Origin of the sequence: Citrobacter sp. CK185, from assembly GCF_030333565.1 — a bacterium.
In the GTDB taxonomy this organism is placed as follows: domain Bacteria; phylum Pseudomonadota; class Gammaproteobacteria; order Enterobacterales; family Enterobacteriaceae; genus Citrobacter_B; species Citrobacter_B koseri.
Map to the genome: position 1 here is coordinate 188,459 of NZ_JAOWFR010000015.1, position 20,937 is coordinate 209,395.

Consider the following 20,937-nt stretch of genomic DNA (forward strand, 5'->3'; position numbering starts at 1 on the left):
CTTTGCGTAGATTCAGCATAATAAAAAACGGCCTGGAGAGGATGTATATTCTCCAGGCCGTAGTGTTTATTTAATTAACGGAATGTTTTCTTAAAGTTCAGCATAAAGCCTTTATCGCTGATGCCATCCTCTTTCCACTGATAAGCGTCGAGATGCAGACTGCTGTCCTGGGCGCTGTACTTCACGCCCATCGTTGCCAGACCGTTCAGACCGCCGCCTTTCTGGCCGTCGTCAACGCTAAAGCGCTGGTCGCTTGCACCCGCCAGCGTGGCGCTACGCTGGCTTTTCGTGTAGCTCAGGTTCGGGCCGCCTTCCAGCGTGGCGCTTGCGCTCCAGCCGTTTTCCCCGGCATAGTCCATTTTCAGGCCAAGCACGGAATCTACGGCCGTTTCGCTACCGCTGTTCATCGACAGGTTGAAGTCTCCGGCGCTGCGCTCTTTGTAACCTTCTTCCAGTGTATGACGCAGCTTAACGCCCGCATACGGCGTGATTTTCAGCGCATCGTCCATCAGGTTAAAGGTTTTTGCCCCTTCGCTGCGGAATTCCATGTACTGCTGACGGGCGTCGGAATCCGCCACTTTATTGACGTCGCCATAGGCGACAGAGCGGCTGCTGTCGAGGTTATGCACGTCATAACGCAGGCTGTTGTTCCAGGCCAGACCCTCATTAAAGGTCATGCTGTGTTTCAGGCCGAAGAACTGGCTGTAGCCGCCGGTCACGCCGTTGTCGCCCGCTTTCTGCGAACCGTCGCCGTCCAGACGCGCAATACCGTATTCCAGCGTCAGGTTCTGGCTGGCGGTCAGATCCAGCGTCTGGCGCAGCGCCAGCATGTCGTACTGGGTGTCGTTACCCAGTTCGGCACGCGGATCGCCTTTCGCCATCACGTTGAACGCCAGACCGTCTTTCACCTGCGGCGCGGCGTCCGCCAGCATCGTAAAGCGATTGCTGAGTACGCGGGCTTCGCGAAAGACGGTGTTCGCCTGGCTGCCGCTGACCTGCTTCAGGGCGTTGTTCAGCTCTGCGGTCGTGCCAACGTTCAGGCTGTTGTACAGCTCATTGTTGGTATACCCGGCGTCCAGCGCCTGTGCGACGTCGCTGACGGAACTCTCCGTCGCCACATCCGCATAGGCGTTTTTGGTCATGGTGATGTCAACGTTACCGTCGCCGTCGGTGCTGCCCTGGGCGTTCCACACCACGCTGGTGGAGGTGATATTGTCCGCGCCCTGGATATTACTGCCGGTAAAGGCGTTATCGACCACGACGGTGGTCTCTGCCGTACCTGCGGTAAAGCCGGTATTCACCTTCACGTCGTCGCCAATCATCAGGTTATTCGCTTTCAGCGTACCGGAACTGCCGTCGGCATTGGTGCCCACAATGTAGTTGCTTAACATCTGCGGCGCGTTCGGATCGGCCGGAGGCGCTGGAATATCACCCTGCGTCGGCGCGACAATCGCATCCGGGATCACGATATCCGCCGTACCGTTGTGATCGTCCTGCGTACCCGTAGTGCCAGGGGCGTAGATGCCGCAGCCGGTGTCGCACAGCAGATTCACTTCGCCATTATTGATGATGGTTTTGCTCTGGCCGCCAAACGCGTAAGAGTCATTCGCGTACACGTTGATCACGCCATCGGCGGTGTTGTTGATGGTGGTGGCGTTGCCGTTGCCTTTGATGCCGATAAGTCCGGTGCCGTTGGTTCCGTCTATTTGCCCCTGTTCGGTGCCGACGTTGATGGTGCCGCTGTTGACCAGGTCGATGATATAACTGCTGGTGCCGCCGCTGATCGCCACGGCATTGTCGCCCTGGACGTTAATGGTCCCTTCGTTGCCAAAGCTATAGCCACGGCTGAGGTTGATCAGGGGGGCGTCCGGGTTAATACCATTAATCACGCCGGTTTCCGTGTTCCAGATCCACATCGGGGAGTTGCTGGCATTCGCGGTGGTGATGGCGCTGTAACCGTTGGTGGCGGTAATGGTGCCGCTGTTCACCTGAGCGATGGAACTGCTGGTACGCGTCATGTTGATGATGGTGTTTTCGCCGCCTTCTACCGCGCTGCCGCTGTTGGTAAGCGTTGCGCCTTCCTGGTTATAAAACGCAAAGCTGCCGTTGATGAGCGATTTGCCATCTTCCGCCACCGTCATATTGCCGGTATTGACGACTTCCTGGGCGTAAGAGGTTCCTGCAATTGAGCCGGTAAAGCTGCCCTCGTTGAACAGGGTGATATCGCCATTAAGCGTCAGGAGGTCAGTGGTCAGGCTGCCGTCTGCGCGGTTGAACAGGCTGTGATACGTTGTGATCGTATCGGCATGCATCGTCCCGTGGTTTTCCATATTGCCAGCGTTATTAATCGCCATATCGCCGTTGACGGTCAGCGTGGCGCCTGCTTCGTTGTACAGCCAGCCGCTAACATCGAGATCGCCGTTCAGCGTTTCATTGCCGTAATTCGCCAGCGCTCCGGTGGTGAAAAAGCCCGCTTCTGACGTTTGGCTATCGCTGTCGCCGCTGCCGGGCAGCGACCGTATCCAGATTTTGTCGGTTGGCATGGAACCCATATGTGGGTCGTTTTCGTCCATCGGGCTGCCGTTCAGGTTGATGGCGCCGTTATTGATGATGTAGCTGTTGCTGTCGCTAAGGAACGCCTGACCGTAGTCGGCATCAATATTGATGGTGCCGGTGGTGTCGTTCACGACGGTGCCGCCGTTTAATGCGGCCATCCCCACCAGTTGGTTTTCCTCGCCGGTCACACCTTCATCAGCGGTCAGCGTAATAGTACCCTGGTTAACGGCCGTGCCGCCGCTGAGCGCCATCATACCGAACCCGGCGTTGTTGACGGTGATGGTGCCGGTGTTGATGGCCGTGGCGTCACCGTAGCCGATGTCTGAGGAACCGGCAACCATTGCCGAGCTGGTCAAATAGAGGTATGTCGGCTGCCAGTAGTCTGTGCTGATGATATTGTTTTCATCGTCCAGCGTCGGGATAAAACCGTCCAGATAAATATCGCCTTCGTTTAACGCCGTCCCTACACTGGCACTGACGCCATATGCTCCCGCGCCCTGTAAATGGACGGTCGCTCCTTTATCATTAACGACGCTGCCGCCCTGGGTCGCCAGCATGGCGTAAAGCGTGTGGGTATACCATCTTTCCGGGTAGATATTGATACCGTTAATGAACTCTGGCGTTTGGTTAGAAAAGAGGGTGATATCGGCCCCTGCTTTGTTGTGTACGACCGTATCTTCGCCATTTGCACGGGTGATGGCAGAACGATCATCTCCCGTATCGCCACTGCTTCCGTAGATGAGAATATTGCCGCTGTTGCTCGCTTCCGCTCCCTTATTGGCAAGGAGAACGTTGACTGTTCCGTGGGTGGTAATATCGCCCTGATTTTCAATCGTCGAGCCCTGGCCATGAGCTGACAGCAGGGCATTACTTCCGGTGGAGTAATTTAAGTTCAGATAGTCGGCGTTCACTTCAATCGTGGCGTCATCGGTAATGAGCAGGGAGCCGCCATTATTAACGTTTGCCAGCGTGGCCTGGCCACCTGTGATAGTGGTCATATCCACGGTAGATTTACCGCTTAGCGTTAACGTGTTGTCACCATCAATGTTGATACCGATAGCTTCAGAGCCAATAGACGCTTCGTTTTGGGAAAAGTCGATGTTTATACCACCGGCGACATTCACGGCGTTACCGCTGCCGCTGATATTGAGGCCGGTAACGCTCGCATACCCAGAGCTGACATCAGAACTGTCAAGATGGATATTCATCGCGCCATCCAGATTGACCGTATTTTGATTGCCGTTAACGGTAATGCCTTGTAACTGCTCATCGCTTTTAATTTGAGCGTCTTGCGCGTAACCAGCCTCGATGTTCACATTACCCAGAATGGTTGTTGTATTCGTGTCGCCAGAGACGTTAAGACCGGTTGCCCCACGAAATACGCCGCTGCTGTCCTGAGCCGCAGTCACGTTAATATCGCCCGTCAGACTGACCTGCGATTCAGTACCGCTGATCAGCGTTCCCGTACCGTTAAGGCTGGTGTTGATATTACCTTTGTTGTTGAAGGTGTTTTGTGTACCGGCAACAACGAAGCCCACTGAGTCGTCGTTACGCACGGTGGTGGTGCCGCTGTTTATGAGTTCGCTTTCTTCGCCGTTGATGGTCAGGCCCGTCGCGCCATTCATAACCAGCAGGTCGCCATTCTGCGTCATGTCAGCGTTATTGCCCGTAATGGTGGCGATTGTTGAGCCAGCGCCGTCGACGGCCATATTACCGGTATTGAGTACGCGGGCGTTGTCGCCATCAATGCGCACGCCCGTCGCGCCATCGGCGATGAGCTGATTACCTTCATTAATCACCAGCGCATGATCACCCTCAATATATAGCCCCGTAGAGCCGGCACCGCGGGTTGTCGAATGGCCTTTGTTATCGACGATAGCATCGTCACCGGTGATTTTGGCCCCGGTGCCGCCGTCAGAAACGTTTAATTCCCCTTCGTTGATGAGGCGAATGTTATTGCCGTTAATGATGGAACCGGTAGAACCTGCGCCGCTAATGCTGGAAGTCCCCGCATTATCAATGAGGGTGTTATCACCATCGATAACGATGCCCGTACCGCCGCCGCTGATGGTGATATCGCCGGAGAGCGAGGTCGAGGTGCCATTGCCGGAAATTAACGCCCCGGTAGCGCCATCTACCGTACTTTTGCCTGAGATAGCGTTAGTGGTGCCGTCGCCGCTAATAACCAGGCCAACTGCGCCATTGGTCACGGTGGAATCCCCGTTCAGCGTATTACGGGTGTTATCGCCCGAGATAATGACGCCGGTACGATTTTTCCCGCTGATATCCAGTTCGCGATCGGTGGTGTGCGTCTTGCCGTCTCCGGTGACAACCTGAGTATTGTTATCCGCGAGGATCAGATAGCCCCGACTGTCGTACTTCCAGTAAAAGCCGTTGGCCTGAGCGCCTTCAATCACGGCCGCGTTGCTGTCGGTAACGTTCCAGCCGGAAATCGCCAGCGTTTTGCCGTCCTGGGTGGTTAACTGCCACTGCGCGTCTTGTTCGGAATAACTGAGTGTGGCTTCTCCGAGGTGCTCGCCGTTATCCAGCTTGATGTCGTCGAAGTGCAGGGTGTCTGTGCCTTTATCCAGCGTCACCTGATTGCTGAAGGTCGTCACGGACGTGTCGTCAGGCGGTACTGGTGTATCACCGCCATCATCGGGTGGTGTGACGTCGCCGCCATCATCGGGAGGCGTTGGGGTGACATCTCCGCCGTCATCCGGCGGCGTTGGGGTAACATCGCCCCCGTCGTCTGGCGGGACTGGCGTTGTTGAATGGTGGTGAGAGTCGCCGTCGCTGTGATTGCCAATGGCGATGCCCGCCGCCAGAGCCGCTACGCCGCTGGCGACCCATGCCCAATGGTTATCCTGCCCGGCTTCTGCCGTCAGACATTTCGCCGGTAACTTATTGCGCTCCGCCTGAGATAACGACGAAATATTTACCGGACATTCTTTCTCATCTTCTGTATTCTCTGCCGCAATTGCCGGGCAGTAATATGTTTGCAGTGCAATCGCAATACCCACTGCAAGGAGTTTTTTCCTTTGCATAAACATAGTTGCCATCCTGTAAATAAAATAAGAAATATAAGGCGGCCCTGACAGACAACCTTTATTTGCAAAATTAATGAATGGCGTTATTTTGCCACTGACTACCCAGGGGGCGTCAATCCAGCCTTTATTCTGCTGATATTTGTGTGGTGAATTTATTTAGCGAATAAAAAAGAGATAATGGATATTTTGTGCGGTATTTTATGGCGTTATTCTTTTTTGTATTTACGCAATGAATGGATTTAGCTTATTTAAAGTGTAATGTAAGAATGAATGATCGTTAAAGTGTTAAAAAAAAGATGCCCTGATATAGGGCATCTATATTTATTAATGGTTTGAGAACCAGTTTAGCTTATCGCGTAACGCGACCACCCGACCGACAATAATCAGCGCCGGGCTTTCGACCTGCTTCGCCAGCTCGCCTAATTGCGCAAGAATGCCGCTGACCACGCGCTGCTTGACGGCTGTACCGTTTTCAACCAGCGCCACAGGCATATCGGCCTGCATACCAAACGCGATCAGCTTCTCCTGAATGGTCGACGCCTGATTCAGCCCCATATAGAACACCAGCGTTTGTTTCTCCGCCGCCAGGTTTTCCCAGTCCAGCTCGCCGCCCGTTTTCAGGTGCCCGGTGACCAGACGCACGCTTTGCGCGTAGTCGCGGTGAGTCAGCGGAACGCCGGAATAAGCCGAGCACCCGGAGGCCGCGGTAATACCGGGAACAACCGAGAACGGAATACCGGCGTGGCACAGCGTTTCCAGCTCTTCGCCGCCGCGACCGAAGATAAACGGATCGCCGCCTTTCAGACGCACCACGCGTTTGCCTTTCTGCGCTTCTCGCAGCAGGATCTGGTTAATCTCTTCCTGCGGAACGCAGTGATAGCCCGCGCGTTTGCCAACGAACACGCGGTCAGCGTCGCGGCGTACCAGATTCATAATGTCGTCGGAGACCAGGCGGTCATACACCACCACATCCGCCTGTTGGATCTGTTGTAACCCTTTCAGCGTCAGCAGCCCGGCGTCGCCAGGGCCCGCGCCCACCAGCACTACTTCACCACGGTGATCCAGCGGTTCGCTAAGCATCTGCTCGGTGATCTCCGACACCGCTTTCGCATCGGCATTCGCCAGCGACTGCGCGAGCCTGTCGTTGATGAACAGTTTTTCCCAGAAGCGACGGCGCTCGCTCATTGTGGCGAACTGCTTTTTCACCCGCGCGCGGAGCTGACCGGCGTAATGCGCGACCTGACCGAGGTGCTGGGGCAGCAAGGACTCCAGTTTCTCGCGCAGCAAGCGTGCAAGAACGGGCGAGGTGCCGCCGGAGGAGACCGCCACCATCAGCGGCGAGCGGTCGATAATGGAGGGCATGATGAAACTGGCGGCTTTTGGCGCATCGACCACGTTGCAGAAAATGCGGCGTGATTCAGCGGCTTCGCTCACCTGCTGGTTCACGGCGTCATCATCGGTCGCGGCGATTGCCAGCCAGCATCCGTCGAGCAGGGATTCTTCGAATGCCCCTTCAACCAACGTCAACATGCCTTCATTTGCCCATACGGTGAACTGCGGAATAAACGCCAGCGCGTTGACCGTTAATCGAGCGCCTGCTTCCAGCAGTAACCGCGCTTTGCGTTCTGCGACATCGCCACCGCCGACGAGCAGACAGTCACGATCGCGTAATTGACAAAATATAGGCAAATGGTCCACGACATTACCTCTTAATTATTGGCAGTAGCTTCAGTTTGATTGATTTTTGCCGGAGCCGGACGCTCCGCTTTTGGCGTAGCATACCAATAACCTAATCCCATGAATACGACACCGGACAAAGTATTGCCGAGAGTCACCCACAGCAGGTTATGACCAATTCCCGCCAGCGTGTAGGCGTCACCGTGATGGCCGAACCAGGAGAGGGCGAACAGCGTCATGTTGGCGACGGAGTGCTCGTAGCCGGACGCGATGAACGCCAGCAGACACCACCAGATAGCGAGGAATTTCGCCGCGCCTTCGGTACGAATCGCCATCCAGATCGCCAGGCAAACCAGCCAGTTGCACAGCGCGCCTTTAAAGAACAGTACCGTGGCGGGCGCGGTGGTTTTCGCTAGCGCAATCGTGTGAACGATGCTGGTATCGACCGGCAGCAGACTGCCGCCGCCCCAGCTATACAGCAGCGCGACGAACACGGAGCCCACCAGGTTGCCCAGCCAGGTTTGCGGCAGAATCGCCCACATCTGACCGTGGCTGATGGTGCCCGCTTTTACGCCGAGCGTCAGGAACATGGTGTGGCCGGTAAAGAGTTCAGAACCGGCGATGATCACCAGCGTTAAGGCGATGCCGAAGGTGGCGCCCATCACCAGCGGGCGAACGGAAGGGGCAAGCAGATTGCCGAGGGTAAAAATAAGAATGATGCCGAGACCGACGTAGGCGCCGGCCATTGCGGAACTCACCCAGAAACCGAGCGGATTATTTGCCGACAGGCGTGCAATGCGCGCAGCGTTAGCCGCACACTTGTTAATAGTGTCTGTAAACATTTGATTATCCTTGAAGTAAAAACAATAAAATTAAAAAAGAAATCGTAAAACCGTAGGCCGGATAAGGCATTTATGCCGCCATCCGGCGGTGTGTTTGCCTGATGGCGCTACGCTTATCAGGCCTACAAATCAGGCCTACAAAGACGTCAAAAAGGGAGGCGTTGCGCCTCCCCAAATTCATTAACCGCGCAGTTGCACCACGCCGTCTTTCACGCGAGCTTCGTAGTGCGCGACGGAATGGCTTTCATCTTCCATGCACAGACCGTCGCTCAGACGGAAACGCTGTTTTTTCAGCGGGCTGGCAACCCACAGTTCGCCCTGATGCTCGGCAATCAACCCGCGTGACAGCACGCTGGACTCAAAAAACGGGTCGATATTGCTGATCGCGAACACCTGGTCGCTGTGATATGGACGGAAAATGGCGACCTGCTTTTCGCCTAACAGCGCGCAGACGCCGGTTTCCGGCAGAATGTCATCGATTTTGCAGATGTTTTTCCACTGGCTCATGCGTTTTCCTCCACCAGAGTTACCGGAATGCGCTCGTACGGCGTTGCCGGACGATGCTGTTCACGCTCAGGCACCACCTGAACATTCGGGTCGCGCTTATCGCTGTTGATAAAGTGTCTGAAACGAACCTGCGCAGACGGTGTATTCACGGTCTCTGTCCACTCGCACACCACCGCTTCACGCAGGCGGGTCATCTCTTCTTCCAGATGTGCGTTCAGGCCCAGTTTGTCGTCGATGATGACCGACTTCAGGTAGTCGATACCGCCTTCCAGGTTATCTAACCACGGTGCGGTACGGGTCAGTTTGTCGGCGGTACGGATGTAGAACATCATGAAGCGGTCGAGGTATTTAACCAGCGTTTCGCGGTCGATATCCGCCGCCAGCAGGTCTGCATGACGCGGTTTCATCCCGCCGTTACCGCAGACGTACAGGTTCCAGCCTTTTTCCGTGGCGATAATCCCCACGTCTTTACCCTGGGCTTCCGCACATTCACGGGTACAGCCGGAGACGCCAAATTTCATTTTGTGCGGGGTACGGATGCCTTTGTAGCGGTTTTCCAGCTCGACGCCGAAGCCGACGCTGTCGCCCACGCCGTAGCGGCACCAGGTGCTGCCCACGCAGGTTTTCGCCATACGCAGCGCTTTGGCATACGCGTGACCGGTTTCGAAGCCCGCTTCAATCAACTGACGCCAGATTTCCGGCAGATCGTCTTTCTGCGCGCCGAACAGACCAATACGCTGAGAACCGGTAATTTTGGTGTACAGGTTAAACTCACGCGCGATGCGACCTACGGCCACCAGACCTTCCGGCGTGATTTCGCCGCCCGCAGAACGCGGGATCACGGAGTAGGTGCCATCTTTCTGGATGTTCGCCAGGAAGTTGTCGTTGGTATCCTGTAGCGGGGTGTGCTGCGGCTTCAGAATGTATTCATTCCAGCAGGAGGCCAGCAGAGAACCGACGGTCGGTTTACACACTTCGCAGCCGTAGCCTTTACCGTGTTTCGCCAGCAGTTCTTCAAAGGTTTTAATGCCTTCCACGCGGATGAGGTGGAACAGTTCCTGGCGCGAGTACGCAAAGTGCTCACACAGGTTGTTGTTTACTTCAATACCCTGTTTCGCCAGTTCGGCGTTCAGAACCTGAGTAACCAGCGGAATACAGCCGCCGCAGCCAGTACCGGCTTTGGTTTCCGCTTTCAGCGCCGCAACGGTGTGGCAGCCTTTGTTGATGGCGGCGACCAGCATCCCTTTGGTGACGTCAAAGCAGGAACAGATTTGCGCGCTGTCCGGCAGTTTATCAACGCCAATGGAAGGCTTACCGCTGCCAGAATGTGCCGGCAGGATCAGCGAGTCCGGGTTTTCCGGCAGTTCAATCGCGTTCAGCACCAGTTGCAGCAGGTTGCCGTAATCGCTGGTATCGCCCACCAGTACCGCGCCGAGCAGGGTTTTGTTGTCTTCGCTGACGATGAGGCGTTTGTAGACCTCTTTGCTTTCGTCGAGGTAAACGTAGCTACGCGCGCCCGGCGTGCGGCCATGCGCATCGCCAATGCCGCCGACGTCCACGCCCAGCAGCTTCAGCTTGGCGCTGAGGTCTGCGCCTTCAAACACGTTTTCGGTTTCGAGGATGTGGTCAACGGCAACCTGCGCCATTTTGTAGCCAGGCGCGACCAGACCGTACACGCGGTTGTTCCAGCTGGCGCATTCGCCAATCGCGTAGATATCCGGGTCAGACGTCTGGCAGGCGTCGTTAATCACGATACCGCCGCGCTGAGCGACGTCCAGGCCGCACTGGGTGGCCAGTTTGTCACGCGGGCGGATACCGGTAGAGAAAACGATGAAATCGACTTCCAGCTCGCTACCGTCGGCAAAACGCATGGTTTTACGCGCTTCGGTGCCTTCCTGAACGATCTCTTTGGTGTTTTTGCTGGTGTGTACGCGTACGCCCATGCTTTCGATTTTACGGCGTAGCTGCTCGCCGCCCATCTGATCCAGCTGTTCTGCCATCAGCATGGGGGCAAATTCGATAACGTGGGTTTCGACGCCTAAGTTTTTCAGCGCGCCAGCGGCTTCCAGACCCAGCAGGCCGCCGCCGACCACCGCGCCGCGTTTGCTGCGACGGGCGCAGGCTTCAATGGCGTTGAGATCTTCAATGGTACGGTAAACAAAGCAGTCCTGGGTTTCGGAACCTTTAATTGGCGGGATCCACGGGTAGGAGCCGGTCGCCATGATCAGTTTATCGTAATAAACCGTACGACCCGCGCTGGAGTGGATGACCTTCTCCTGACGGTTGATCGTAATAGCGCGTTCGCCGACCAGAACGTTAACGCCGTGCTTCTCATAAAAGCCTTCACGCACCAGAGACAGCTCTTCAGCGGTGTGGTGGGAGAAGTAGGAAGACAGGTGGACACGGTCGTATGCTTTGCGGGGTTCTTCACAGAACACGGTAATGTCAAAATTGGCAGCGTCGGATTTATCAAGAAGGTCCTCAATAAAGCGATGGCCGACCATACCATTACCGATAATAGCGAGTCTGACTTTGCTCATTTTTGCCTCGATTTCTTTTCTATTACTGCCTACCTTAACGATTCAGCAACCCCGCTTATTGATGTAAATCAAATTCGGCCTTATATACTCCTTAAGAGGTATATTGCTGATTTGTCAGCGTTTTTATAAGTCACGGAATTGTCAGACATTTCGTTGTTGTGCAAATAACATACAAAATGAGGGGTTATTAGCGTAAGAAGGTCTACCTCTAAAGAATGCGAGGTCTACGCCGTCAGGAGGAGGGGGAAATTGCGCGAAAAAGCAGGGTTAAAAAGCCGGATGGCGGCTGACGCCTTATCCGGCCTACAAGTCATGCGTAGGCCCGGTAAGCTTGCGCCACCGGGCAAATCACCAGCCTTATCCGGCAATCATCATCAGTGCGCTGCTGGCACGTTATGCTGGCGATGACGGGTAACAAACCCGAGGATAAAGCACATCACAAACACCACGGCATACAGACCGTTTGCGGTGAGCAACGCGGCCTGCGGGCCGCTGTGCGCCACGATCGGGCCTGTCACCACGAAGGTCAGCATGGTGCCAATGGTGCCGCAGGTCAGCACAAAGTTAACCAGCTTCGGCGACGGCACTTTGGTTTGCTGCGAACCCAGCGTAATGATTGAGGTGTAAATGGCGCTGGAGAAGAAGCCGAGCGTCAGAATAAACCACGCCATATGCTCCGGCTGGGCCTTAATGAACAGGTACATCAGCACCGCCGCCAGACCCGCCAGTACCGTCAGGATACGTTGCAGATCAAAGAAGCGCAGAATGAAGCTGAAGGCCCACATGCCGAACATGTACGACATCCAGAAATCGCTGACCAGCGTACCGGCGTCGTTCAGGCTCATGCCCAGGCCTTTGGCGTATTCCGGCACCCAGGAGATGAAACCTAACTGACCGAGGATGTAGCACAGCGCGGCGATGGACAGGAACAGAACGCCAATGCCCCATTTCTCTTTTACCACCGGCGTTTCCGTTTTCTGCGCGTGTTTACCCAGCGCCGGAAATTCGCAGCCGAAGGTCAGGATGAAAATCGCCACGTAGACCAGACCGATGCAGGCGTATACCCAGTACCACTCAATGCTGCGCGCCAGCAGGTAAGCGGCGACCATCGGGAAGATCATCCCGGCCATACTGAAGAAGGAGTCGGTGAACAGCAGGCGAGAACCACGCTGACGGCCTTCATACATCTGGGTGATCAGGAAAGTACCGATCGACATGGTGATACCGCTCACCAGACCCAGTACAAACATTGCCGCAGAGAAAAGCGCCAGGCTATGGCTGAGCATCAGCCCGGCCACGGCCAGCACCATCAACACAAAGCCAAAACGCAGCTGCGTTTTCAGCGGGATAATTTCCATCAGCCAGGCATTCAGGAAAATAGAGATCAGGATACCGGCGTTAAGAAAGGTGAATGTGTTACTCATACTGGAAACGGGCAGGTTGAAATACTCTGCAATGTTTCCCATCACCATCCCGGTGACAATTACCAACGCGCCTGTCAGGGCGTAGGAGAGAAAGCTAATCCATGTGAGCTTGATGCGATTGCTGTTAGTCATGACTGGCCTGTGTATAGAGGTGTAAAGCGCGTTGACAGCGCCGTGAGCGGGCAGATTTTAGGCGTTTTAGTGATGTATTTAAATGTTTATTAGCAATTACTGTAAGCGTTACATTTTTTAACGTGACGGCGGTCACATTAATATGCCGAAAAGCACAACAAAATCGTAAGGTTACATTTGTTTCAGATACGTAAAATTAGGTAAAGGGCTGGCCTGCTCCTTGAAGGCTCTTTAGAATCAATCTACTTGCTTTTGTTACTGCTCTCGTTAAGGAAATCTCATGCTCAAATCGACTCTGGCGGCTGTTGCAGCTGTTCTCGCTCTTTCTGCTCTCTCTCCTGTAGCGTTGGCAGCGAAAGGTGACCCACATGTTCTGCTGACGACCTCCGCCGGAAATATTGAACTGGAACTGAATAGCCAGAAAGCGCCAGTTTCAGTGCAAAACTTTGTCGATTATGTCAACAGCGGTTTCTATAACAACACCACGTTCCACCGTGTGATCCCCGGCTTTATGGTGCAGGGCGGCGGTTTTAACGAGCAGATGCAGCAAAAGAAACCTAACCCGCCGATCAAAAACGAAGCGGACAACGGGCTGCGCAACACCCGTGGCACCATTGCGATGGCGCGTACCGCAGATAAAGACAGCGCAACCAGCCAGTTCTTTATCAACGTTGCCGACAACGCCTTCCTGGATCACGGCCAGCGCGATTTTGGCTACGCCGTATTTGGTAAAGTTGTGAAAGGGATGGATGTCGCTGACAAAATCTCCCAGGTGCAGACGCACGATGTCGGCCCTTACCAAAATGTTCCTTCAAAACCGATAGTTATCCTTTCCGCCAAAGTCCTGCCGTAATGGCATTCTGCGCGGGCCAGCAATGCCCGCGCGATTCCTGACCTCTGCGTAACCTGAATTTGCTGCTTATACTTGTGGCAAGTGCAGGCACATTCAGGGAGGTCTCGTGAAAAAACTCACCGATAAACAAAAGTCTCGCCTCTGGGAACAACGACGAAATATCAATTTCCAGGAGAGTCGACGTCTGGAAGGGGTGGACATCCCGTTAGTTACCCTGACCGCCGAAGAAGCACTGGTGCGCCTGGCAGAATTAAGGAGGCACTATGAGCGATAAGTTTGGTGATGGACGCGACCCCTATCTGTATCCCGGCCTGAACATCATGCGTAACCGCTTAGGCATCCGGCAGGTTCAGCGTCTGGAGCAGGCGGCGTATGAACTGACCGCACTGCGTGCCGCGACGATTGAAGCTGGCCCCCTGGTGCGCGGACTGCCCCACCTGCGCGCCATTCATCGTCAGCTGTATCAGGATGTTTTTGACTGGGCCGGACAACTGCGCGAGGTCGATATATATCAGGGAGATACCCGTTTTTGCCATTTTGCCTACATCGAAAAAGAGGGCAACGCCCTGATGCAGGATCTGGAAGAAGAGGGGTATCTGGTCGGGCTGACGAAAGAGAAATTCGCCGATCGTCTGGCGCACTACTACTGTGAAATTAATGTGCTGCATCCTTTTCGCATCGGCAGCGGACTGGCGCAGCGCATCTTCTTTGAGCAACTGGCGCTCCACGCCGGTTATATCCTGAGCTGGAGCGGCATTCAGGCGGCCGAATGGAGCCAGGCGAACCAGAGCGGCGCAATGGGCGACCTGTCGGGATTACAGGCAATATTTCGTAAAGGGGTAAGCGAAGCCCAGGAAACTGAGTAGAATAGCGCGGTTCTTACGTACCGGAGCCGCCATGATTCTGCTGATCGACAACTATGATTCGTTTACCTGGAACCTTTATCAGTATTTCTGCGAACTGGGCGCTGATGTCCTGGTCAGGCGAAATGACGCGTTGACGCTGGCGCAAATTGACGCGCTGAATCCGCAAAAAATCGTGATCTCGCCGGGGCCCTGTACGCCGGATGACGCGGGCATCTCCCTGGCAGTAATCCGCCATTATGCCGGGCGCCTTCCCATGCTCGGCGTCTGTCTTGGACACCAGGCGATGGCGCAGGCCTTTGGTGCGACGATCGTGCGGGCGGCCAAAGTGATGCACGGTAAAACCTCTCCCGTCACCCATAACGGCCAGGGCGTTTTTCAGGGGCTATCGAACCCGCTCACCGTCACGCGCTATCACTCGCTGGTGATCGATCCTGCAACGCTTCCCGCCTGCTTTGACGTTACGGCCTGGAGCGACACGCAGGAAATAATGGGGATTCGCCACCGGGAGTGGGATCTGGAAGGGGTGCAGTTCCACCCGGAAAGTATTCTGAGCGAGCAGGGACATCAACTGCTGGCTAATTTCCTGTCGCGCTGATTTGTGGTTGCTATATAGTGATTTTTTATGCATATTTTATGACTGAAATTTCATTTAGCTGGATGGGCATAAGATGGCAACTGAACAAACTGCAATTACGCGCGCGACTTTCGATGAAGTTATCCTGCCGATTTATGCACCGGCAGAGTTTATTCCGGTAAAAGGCAAGGGCAGCCGGGTCTGGGATCAGCAGGGTAAAGAGTACGTTGATTTCGCGGGTGGGATTGCAGTTACCGCCTTAGGGCATTGCCATCCGGCGCTGGTGGAGGCGCTGAAAACGCAGGGTGAAACGCTGTGGCACACCAGCAACGTTTTTACTAACGAACCTGCGCTGCGTCTGGGGCGTAAGCTTATCGACGCGACCTTCGCCGAGCGCGTGCTGTTTATGAACTCCGGCACCGAAGCCAACGAAACCGCCTTCAAACTGGCGCGCCACTATGCCTGCGTGCGTCATAGCCCGTTTAAAACCAAAATCATCGCCTTCCATAACGCCTTTCATGGCCGCTCGCTGTTTACCGTTTCCGTTGGTGGTCAGCCGAAGTATTCCGACGGATTTGGCCCTAAACCGGCGGATATCATCCATGTTCCTTTCAACGATCTGCACGCGGTGAAAGCGGTGATGGATGACCATACCTGCGCGGTGGTGGTGGAGCCGATCCAGGGAGAAGGCGGCGTCACCGCCGCAACGCCAGCGTTTCTGCAAGGCCTGCGCGAGCTGTGCGATCGGCATCAGGCGCTGCTGGTGTTTGATGAAGTTCAGTGCGGTATGGGGCGCACCGGCGATCTGTTCGCCTATATGCACTACGGCGTGACGCCGGATATTCTTACCAGTGCGAAAGCGCTGGGCGGCGGCTTCCCGGTCAGCGCTATGCTGACCACGCAGGAGATTGCGTCCGCGTTCCACGTTGGGTCGCACGGTTCCACCTACGGCGGCAACCCGTTGGCCTGCGCCGTTGCCGGAGCCGCGTTCGATATCATCAATACGTCTGACGTGCTGAGCGGCGTTCAGACTAAACGCGAGCGGTTTGTTCAGCATTTGCAGAAGATTGACGAGCAGTATGACATTTTCAGCGATATTCGCGGCATGGGGCTGCTGATTGGCGCGGAACTGAAGCCGCAGTATAAAGGCCGGGCGCGGGATTTCCTTTACGCTGGCGCGCATGAAGGCGTTATGGTGCTGAATGCCGGGCCGGATGTCATGCGCTTTGCTCCGTCGCTGGTGGTGGAAGAGGCGGATATTGACGAAGGGATGCAGCGTTTTGCGCAGGCGGTGGCGAAAGTGGCTGGCTGATTGCCGGATGGCGGCGCAAGCGCCTTATCCGGCCTACGGAGAAAATGCGATTTGTTTGCCGGATAAGCGTAGCGCCATCCGGCAAACAACAAACAGCAAACAACGTCAACCCTTCATATCCCGTAACCGGCGACTAAGCCAGATGCCGTGATGCGGGCGCTGGCGCCATGCCACTGACGAAATGGTGTGCATGGTATTCAGGTGCCCCAGCACGCGTTGCAGATGCTGTTCCAGCGTGCTGAGCGGCCCGTGGGAGAGCATCTCCGATGACTCCAGAATATTTACATCCCCGGAACCGCCCGGCGCGTCATACTCCAGCCGCTGCTGACAGCGCTGGAGCGCAATTTCGCAGGATTCCAGGTAGCGCTGCGCCAGATCCGGCGTCAGCATCGTATGCTCGCGCGCCAGCGTGGTCATGGCGTTGACGTGCTCAACGATAAACTGACTGTGCGTTACCCACAGTTTCATATCTTCCAGATAGTGCGTGTTAAACCCCGGTTCCTGCATCGCCTGATTCAGCGAGTTAAACAGCGTATTGTGCGCCTGGTTCACCCGCATTCGCTGATACGCCAGCGGCGTTGGCTGCGGGTCGTTGCTGAGGATCAGCCGAATGGCCTCCTGGTCCGCTTCCAGCGCGTCGTGGGCATTCTTACGCAAAAGGCCGCTTTGCCACTGCGGCCAGAGCCAGACCATCCCGCCAAAAGCAATCAGGCAACCAATGACCGTATCAATAAATCGCGGCACGATGAACTGTTCGCCGTTGAGCGTCAGCAGTTGCAGGGTATAGACCGCCGTCACCGTAAAGCCAACCGTCGCCCAGCCGTAGTTTTTGCGAATGGTCAGATAGCTCACCAGCGTAATGATCAGCATTAATGCCAGCGTGTAGCCTTCAGGAATGCGAAAGTGCAACGTGACGCCCGCCACCACCAGACCGGCCAGCGTACCCGCCGAACGGTGCAGAATGCGCACGCGCGTCGCGCCGTAGCCGTTTTGCGTGACGAACAGGATGGTCATCAGAATCCAGTACGGCTTGGGCAGATGTAAGGCGCTGCCCATCAGACTGGCGATACTTAACATAACGCTGATTCGCCCGGCGTTGCGCAGCGCGGGCGATTTAAACGATAAATAGCTTTTCAGCGCGGGCAGCAGCGGCAGGCGACGCTGTTTATCAGCCATCAGGTCGCGTGCGTACAGCGGACGCTGAGTGCGTAATACGCGGGCAATACGGCTAAAGTGCCAGTAGCAAAACTGCCCGACAGGGTTTTCCGGGTGCTGATTGGCGATTTTTCCCAGCGCGCCAGTCTGCTTCTCCATCGAAAAACGGCTGGGCAGACGGTGATACAGAATATCATCCGCGATGATGCGCAGGCGGGCGGCGACGGTTTGCGCATTCCAGCGAATAACCTGTTCCGCGTGACTGCGCTCCACCAGCTTCTGAACCTCCTCTGGCTGATGCAAACTGACGGAGATATGCTCCTGTAAGTCCAGCGCTTCCTGGAAGGCGCGCAGCAGGCGCTTGTAGTCATTATTGTGCTGGGCCGACAGCATGTGCATCTGCTGGTAACACTGGGTAATGAGATCCACCGCTTTCTGCTGGCGCACCAGCAGAGGCGGCAGCGCTTTTTCTGGATCGATATGCTGCGTGAGCAGGCTGTATTTGGCCTCGCAATAGTCGGCCAGCTCGCGATACAGCAGGCTGAGCGACTCGCGCAGCGGCTGTTCGCGCCACAGCCAGAACCAGAACCAGTTAAACAGCCCATACCATAGCGTGCCGAGCGCGTAGATGAGCAGCGGCTCCCAGACCGGCATGTTCCCCGCCAGGCTTAGCGTGAAAATGGCGGCAATCAGTGAAGCGGGCAGCAGTCTTGCATGCAGCGGGCTGATTTCCGCCGTGACGCCGAGCAGCAGCGTCAGCCCGGTGAGGATCAGCGGCAGGGGGATGTCGCGCGCCAGCAGTAGTTGTGTAATCAGGCTGCATCCGGCAAACAGCGATCCGCCGATGATTAAGCGTTTGAAAAAGCGTTTATGCGGGGTATCAAGACCGGCAATGTTGCAGCAGGCGGGAACGAGCGAGAACAGCAGTCCCAGGTGCAACTGGCCGATGATCAGGCCGATAGCCACAGGCAGGCACAGCACCAGCGTTTGCCGTAGTGCGTAGTTGATCTCAGGATGGTAAATCAGTCTTCGCCACATCGGTGCAAACAAAAATGGCGCATTACCCGGTAATGCGCCATTCCGACGGGATTAACGTGTGCCGTAGACGACGATGGTCTTACCGTGAGCGGAGATCAGATTCTGATCTTCGAGCATTTTCAGAATACGCCCCACGGTTTCACGGGAGCAGCCAACGATCTGGCCGATCTCCTGACGGGTGATTTTGATCTGCATGCCATCCGGGTGAGTCATTGCGTCAGGTTGTTTCGCCAGGTTCAGCAGGGTCTGAGCGATACGGCCCGTTACGTCGAGGAAGGCGAGGTTACCGACTTTCTCAGATGTCACTTGCAGACGGCGAGCCATCTGGGAAGACAGGCGCATCAGAATATCCGGGTTTACCTGGATCAACTGACGGAATTTCTTGTAAGAAATTTCAGCGACTTCACAGGCCGTTTTGGCACGTACCCAGGCACTGCGTTCCTGACCTTCTTCAAACAGGCCCAGTTCGCCAATAAAATCGCCCTGATTCAGATAAGAAAGGATCATTTCTTTCCCTTCTTCATCTTTGATCAACACTGCCACTGAGCCTTTAACGATGTAGTACAACGTTTCCGCTTTTTCACCCTGGTGAATCAGCGTGCTCTTCGATGGGTACTTATGAATGTGGCAATGAGACAAGAACCATTCGAGAGTCGGGTCTGTTTGCGGTTTGCCAAGCACCATGCGCGGTTATCCTCTGTTATAAGCTGTCTCCAGAGCCAGAACACGACACTGCCTCTGGGTTTGCAAAAATAGGTTTCCCGAATTCCTGGGAAGGGGGCTGTCGAAAATGTACTGCAGCCTGAATGTGATGTCCTCTGCATACATGCAGTACGTCAATGTATTACTGTAGCATCCCGACTGTTTTAGCATAGCTTTCGCCGTGTGTCTCCTGGTGTCTCGCTTCAGCATGACGCAGGTCGCCTTCCGTTGCGAGATTTGTTACGTGCGCGTAATCTGTCAGGAAAATTGACACATTGGAGTTCCGAATATGCAAGCGCGTGTAAAGTGGGTTGAAGGGTTAACCTTTCTGGGAGAGTCTGCCTCCGGCCACCAGGTTTTAATGGATGGCAACTCCGGTGATAAAGCGCCAAGCCCGATGGAAATGGTGCTGATGGCCGCAGGCGGTTGTAGCGCAATCGACGTGGTTTCTATTTTGCAGAAAGGGCGTCAGGATGTGACGAACTGCGAAGTGAAGCTGACGTCCGAACGTCGTGAAGAAGCGCCGCGCCTGTTTACGCATATCAATCTGCATTTCATTGTGACCGGCAATGACCTGAAAGACGCGGCGGTTGCGCGGGCGGTCGATCTTTCGGCTGAGAAATATTGCTCAGTGGCGCTGATGCTGGAAAAAGCGGTGAATATTACCCATTCGTATGAAGTGATTGCGGCGTGATGCCGGTTGCCTGATGGCGCTACGCTTATCAGGCCTACGAATTCGCACCTTGTAGGCCGGATAAGGCGTTAGCCGCCATCCGGCAAACAGCGAACAGATTATTCGATTTTCTTCCCTTCCATCAGTCGCTGAACCAGCGGCAACATGATCAACTCCATCGCCAGCCCCATTTTGCCGCCCGGCACCACGAGCGTATTGATATGGGAAATAAACGACCCCTGCAACATCGCCAGCAGCCACGGGAAATCAATCCCTTCCAGATTTCTGAAATGAATGACCACAAAACTTTCGTCCAGCGAAGGAATGCCTTTCGCGGCGAAGGGATTGGAGGTGTCGACGGTGGGCACGCGCTGGAAGTTAATGTGGGTGCGGGAAAACTGCGGCGTAATGAAATTAATGTAGTCATCCATTGAGCGGACAACGGAATCCATCACCGCCTCGCGGGAGTGGCCGCGCTCGCTGGTATCGCGAATCAGCTTTTGAATCCACTCCAGGTTGACGATCGGCACTACGCCGACCAGCAGATCGACATGACGCGCGACATCATGCTGCGGCGTTACCACGCCGCCGTGCAGCCCTTCATAAAACAGCACATCGGTGGGTTCCGGCAGTGGTTGCCACGGGGTAAACGTCCCCGGCACCTGATTCCACGGCACGGCTTCATCGTAGGTATGAAGATACTTACGCGCCTGGCCTTTGCCCGTCTGTCCGTATTCAATAAAAGTTTGTTCCAGCAGACTGAAGTCGTTGGCTTCAGGGCCGAAATAGCTGATATGCCGCCCGGCGTCGCGCGCTTTGCGGATCGCCATGTCCATTTCGGGGCGTGTGTAACGATGAAAACTGTCGCCTTCCACCTCGGCTGCGCGCAGATTTAACTGCGCGAAAATTTTTCGAAACGCGAGGCTGGTGGTCGTGGTCCCCGCGCCGCTGGATCCTGTTACCGCAATCACCGGATGTTTGGCAGACATAACAACTCCATGAATCAACAAAAGTTTTAGTATAGTCGGCCGTCAGC

15 protein-coding genes are annotated in these 20,937 nt (G+C 55.3%); 6 read left to right on the top strand and 9 right to left on the bottom strand.

Features of this window, described 5'->3' with window-relative positions; all coding sequences use genetic code 11:
• Window positions 1–74: 74 nt before the first annotated feature.
• The 6 genes from OGV79_RS03135 to tsgA all read right to left on the bottom strand — a co-directional run bounded on the left by OGV79_RS03135 (window position 75) and on the right by tsgA (window position 12,728).
• Window positions 75–5,603, bottom strand: a complete 5,529-nt coding sequence (locus tag OGV79_RS03135; RefSeq protein ID WP_286467380.1) for a pectate lyase-fold domain-containing protein — start codon at window positions 5,601–5,603, stop codon at window positions 75–77.
• Between the two features lie 327 nt (window positions 5,604–5,930).
• Window positions 5,931–7,304: a siroheme synthase CysG gene (cysG, locus tag OGV79_RS03140; RefSeq protein ID WP_286467301.1), complete on the bottom strand. Its 1,374-nt coding sequence runs from the start codon at window positions 7,302–7,304 to the stop codon at window positions 5,931–5,933.
• A gap of 11 nt (window positions 7,305–7,315) precedes the next feature.
• A complete protein-coding gene (nirC, locus tag OGV79_RS03145; RefSeq protein WP_286467309.1) occupies window positions 7,316–8,125 on the bottom strand; it encodes a nitrite transporter NirC in 810 nt (269 codons plus the stop codon).
• Between the two features lie 180 nt (window positions 8,126–8,305).
• A complete protein-coding gene (gene nirD, locus OGV79_RS03150; protein ID WP_012135476.1) occupies window positions 8,306–8,632 on the bottom strand; it encodes a nitrite reductase small subunit NirD in 327 nt (108 codons plus the stop codon).
• Window positions 8,629–11,172: an NADPH-nitrite reductase large subunit gene (gene nirB, locus OGV79_RS03155; RefSeq protein ID WP_058668184.1), complete on the bottom strand. Its 2,544-nt coding sequence runs from the start codon at window positions 11,170–11,172 to the stop codon at window positions 8,629–8,631. The genes nirD and nirB overlap by 4 nt, the downstream gene beginning before the upstream one ends.
• A gap of 374 nt (window positions 11,173–11,546) precedes the next feature.
• A complete protein-coding gene (gene tsgA, locus OGV79_RS03160) occupies window positions 11,547–12,728 on the bottom strand; it encodes an MFS transporter TsgA (protein ID WP_101744209.1) in 1,182 nt (393 codons plus the stop codon).
• 280 nt (window positions 12,729–13,008) lie between these two features.
• Between tsgA and ppiA the strand changes: the two genes are divergently transcribed.
• The 5 genes from ppiA to argD all read left to right on the top strand — a co-directional run bounded on the left by ppiA (window position 13,009) and on the right by argD (window position 16,333).
• On the top strand, window positions 13,009–13,581 hold the full coding sequence (gene ppiA / locus OGV79_RS03165) for a peptidylprolyl isomerase A (RefSeq protein ID WP_012135471.1): 573 nt from the start codon (window positions 13,009–13,011) through the stop codon (window positions 13,579–13,581).
• A gap of 106 nt (window positions 13,582–13,687) precedes the next feature.
• Window positions 13,688–13,855, top strand: coding sequence for a FicA/YhfG family antitoxin (ficA, locus tag OGV79_RS03170; RefSeq protein WP_012135470.1), 168 nt, complete (start codon window positions 13,688–13,690; stop codon window positions 13,853–13,855).
• On the top strand, window positions 13,845–14,447 hold the full coding sequence (locus OGV79_RS03175) for a putative adenosine monophosphate-protein transferase Fic (RefSeq protein ID WP_286467314.1): 603 nt from the start codon (window positions 13,845–13,847) through the stop codon (window positions 14,445–14,447). The genes ficA and OGV79_RS03175 overlap by 11 nt, the downstream gene beginning before the upstream one ends.
• Before the next feature lie 31 nt (window positions 14,448–14,478).
• A complete protein-coding gene (pabA, locus tag OGV79_RS03180) occupies window positions 14,479–15,042 on the top strand; it encodes an aminodeoxychorismate synthase component 2 (protein WP_012135468.1) in 564 nt (187 codons plus the stop codon).
• A 73-nt stretch (window positions 15,043–15,115) separates the two neighbouring features.
• Window positions 15,116–16,333 carry a bifunctional acetylornithine/succinyldiaminopimelate transaminase gene (gene argD / locus OGV79_RS03185; protein ID WP_012135466.1) on the top strand — a complete coding sequence of 406 codons (1,218 nt, stop codon included), beginning with the start codon at window positions 15,116–15,118 and terminating at the stop codon, window positions 16,331–16,333.
• Window positions 16,334–16,438: 105 nt separating this feature from the next.
• Here argD and OGV79_RS03190 read toward each other — a convergent pair whose 3' ends face one another.
• Window positions 16,439–18,526 carry a YccS/YhfK family putative transporter gene (locus tag OGV79_RS03190; RefSeq protein ID WP_115625982.1) on the bottom strand — a complete coding sequence of 696 codons (2,088 nt, stop codon included), beginning with the start codon at window positions 18,524–18,526 and terminating at the stop codon, window positions 16,439–16,441.
• A 51-nt stretch (window positions 18,527–18,577) separates the two neighbouring features.
• Complete coding sequence (crp, locus tag OGV79_RS03195; protein ID WP_000242758.1) at window positions 18,578–19,210, bottom strand: cAMP-activated global transcriptional regulator CRP; 633 nt, start codon at window positions 19,208–19,210, stop codon at window positions 18,578–18,580.
• 307 nt (window positions 19,211–19,517) lie between these two features.
• On the opposite strand from crp, the gene OGV79_RS03200 reads away from it, so the two are divergent.
• Entirely contained in the window at window positions 19,518–19,922 is a 405-nt protein-coding gene (locus OGV79_RS03200) for an OsmC family protein (protein ID WP_012135462.1), read from the top strand.
• Window positions 19,923–20,020: 98 nt separating this feature from the next.
• On the opposite strand, the gene OGV79_RS03205 is transcribed toward OGV79_RS03200, so the two are convergent.
• On the bottom strand, window positions 20,021–20,890 hold the full coding sequence (locus OGV79_RS03205; protein WP_012135460.1) for a phosphoribulokinase: 870 nt from the start codon (window positions 20,888–20,890) through the stop codon (window positions 20,021–20,023).
• Between the last annotated feature and the right edge of the window lie 47 nt (window positions 20,891–20,937).

What these genes read in the sequence shown, in the direction of transcription:
- OGV79_RS03135 (WP_286467380.1), bottom strand. Translation starts at nt 5,603, where the DNA reads ATGCAAAGGAAAAAACTCCTTGCAGTGGGTATTGCGATTGCACTGCAA.
- nirC (WP_286467309.1), bottom strand. Translation starts at nt 8,125, where the DNA reads ATGTTTACAGACACTATTAACAAGTGTGCGGCTAACGCTGCGCGCATT.
- nirD (WP_012135476.1), bottom strand. Translation starts at nt 8,632, where the DNA reads ATGAGCCAGTGGAAAAACATCTGCAAAATCGATGACATTCTGCCGGAA.
- nirB (WP_058668184.1), bottom strand. Translation starts at nt 11,172, where the DNA reads ATGAGCAAAGTCAGACTCGCTATTATCGGTAATGGTATGGTCGGCCAT.
- tsgA (WP_101744209.1), bottom strand. Translation starts at nt 12,728, where the DNA reads ATGACTAACAGCAATCGCATCAAGCTCACATGGATTAGCTTTCTCTCC.
- ppiA (WP_012135471.1), top strand. Translation starts at nt 13,009, where the DNA reads ATGCTCAAATCGACTCTGGCGGCTGTTGCAGCTGTTCTCGCTCTTTCT.
- OGV79_RS03175 (WP_286467314.1), top strand. Translation starts at nt 13,845, where the DNA reads ATGAGCGATAAGTTTGGTGATGGACGCGACCCCTATCTGTATCCCGGC.
- pabA (WP_012135468.1), top strand. Translation starts at nt 14,479, where the DNA reads ATGATTCTGCTGATCGACAACTATGATTCGTTTACCTGGAACCTTTAT.
- argD (WP_012135466.1), top strand. Translation starts at nt 15,116, where the DNA reads ATGGCAACTGAACAAACTGCAATTACGCGCGCGACTTTCGATGAAGTT.
- OGV79_RS03190 (WP_115625982.1), bottom strand. Translation starts at nt 18,526, where the DNA reads ATGTGGCGAAGACTGATTTACCATCCTGAGATCAACTACGCACTACGG.
- crp (WP_000242758.1), bottom strand. Translation starts at nt 19,210, where the DNA reads ATGGTGCTTGGCAAACCGCAAACAGACCCGACTCTCGAATGGTTCTTG.
- OGV79_RS03200 (WP_012135462.1), top strand. Translation starts at nt 19,518, where the DNA reads ATGCAAGCGCGTGTAAAGTGGGTTGAAGGGTTAACCTTTCTGGGAGAG.
- OGV79_RS03205 (WP_012135460.1), bottom strand. Translation starts at nt 20,890, where the DNA reads ATGTCTGCCAAACATCCGGTGATTGCGGTAACAGGATCCAGCGGCGCG.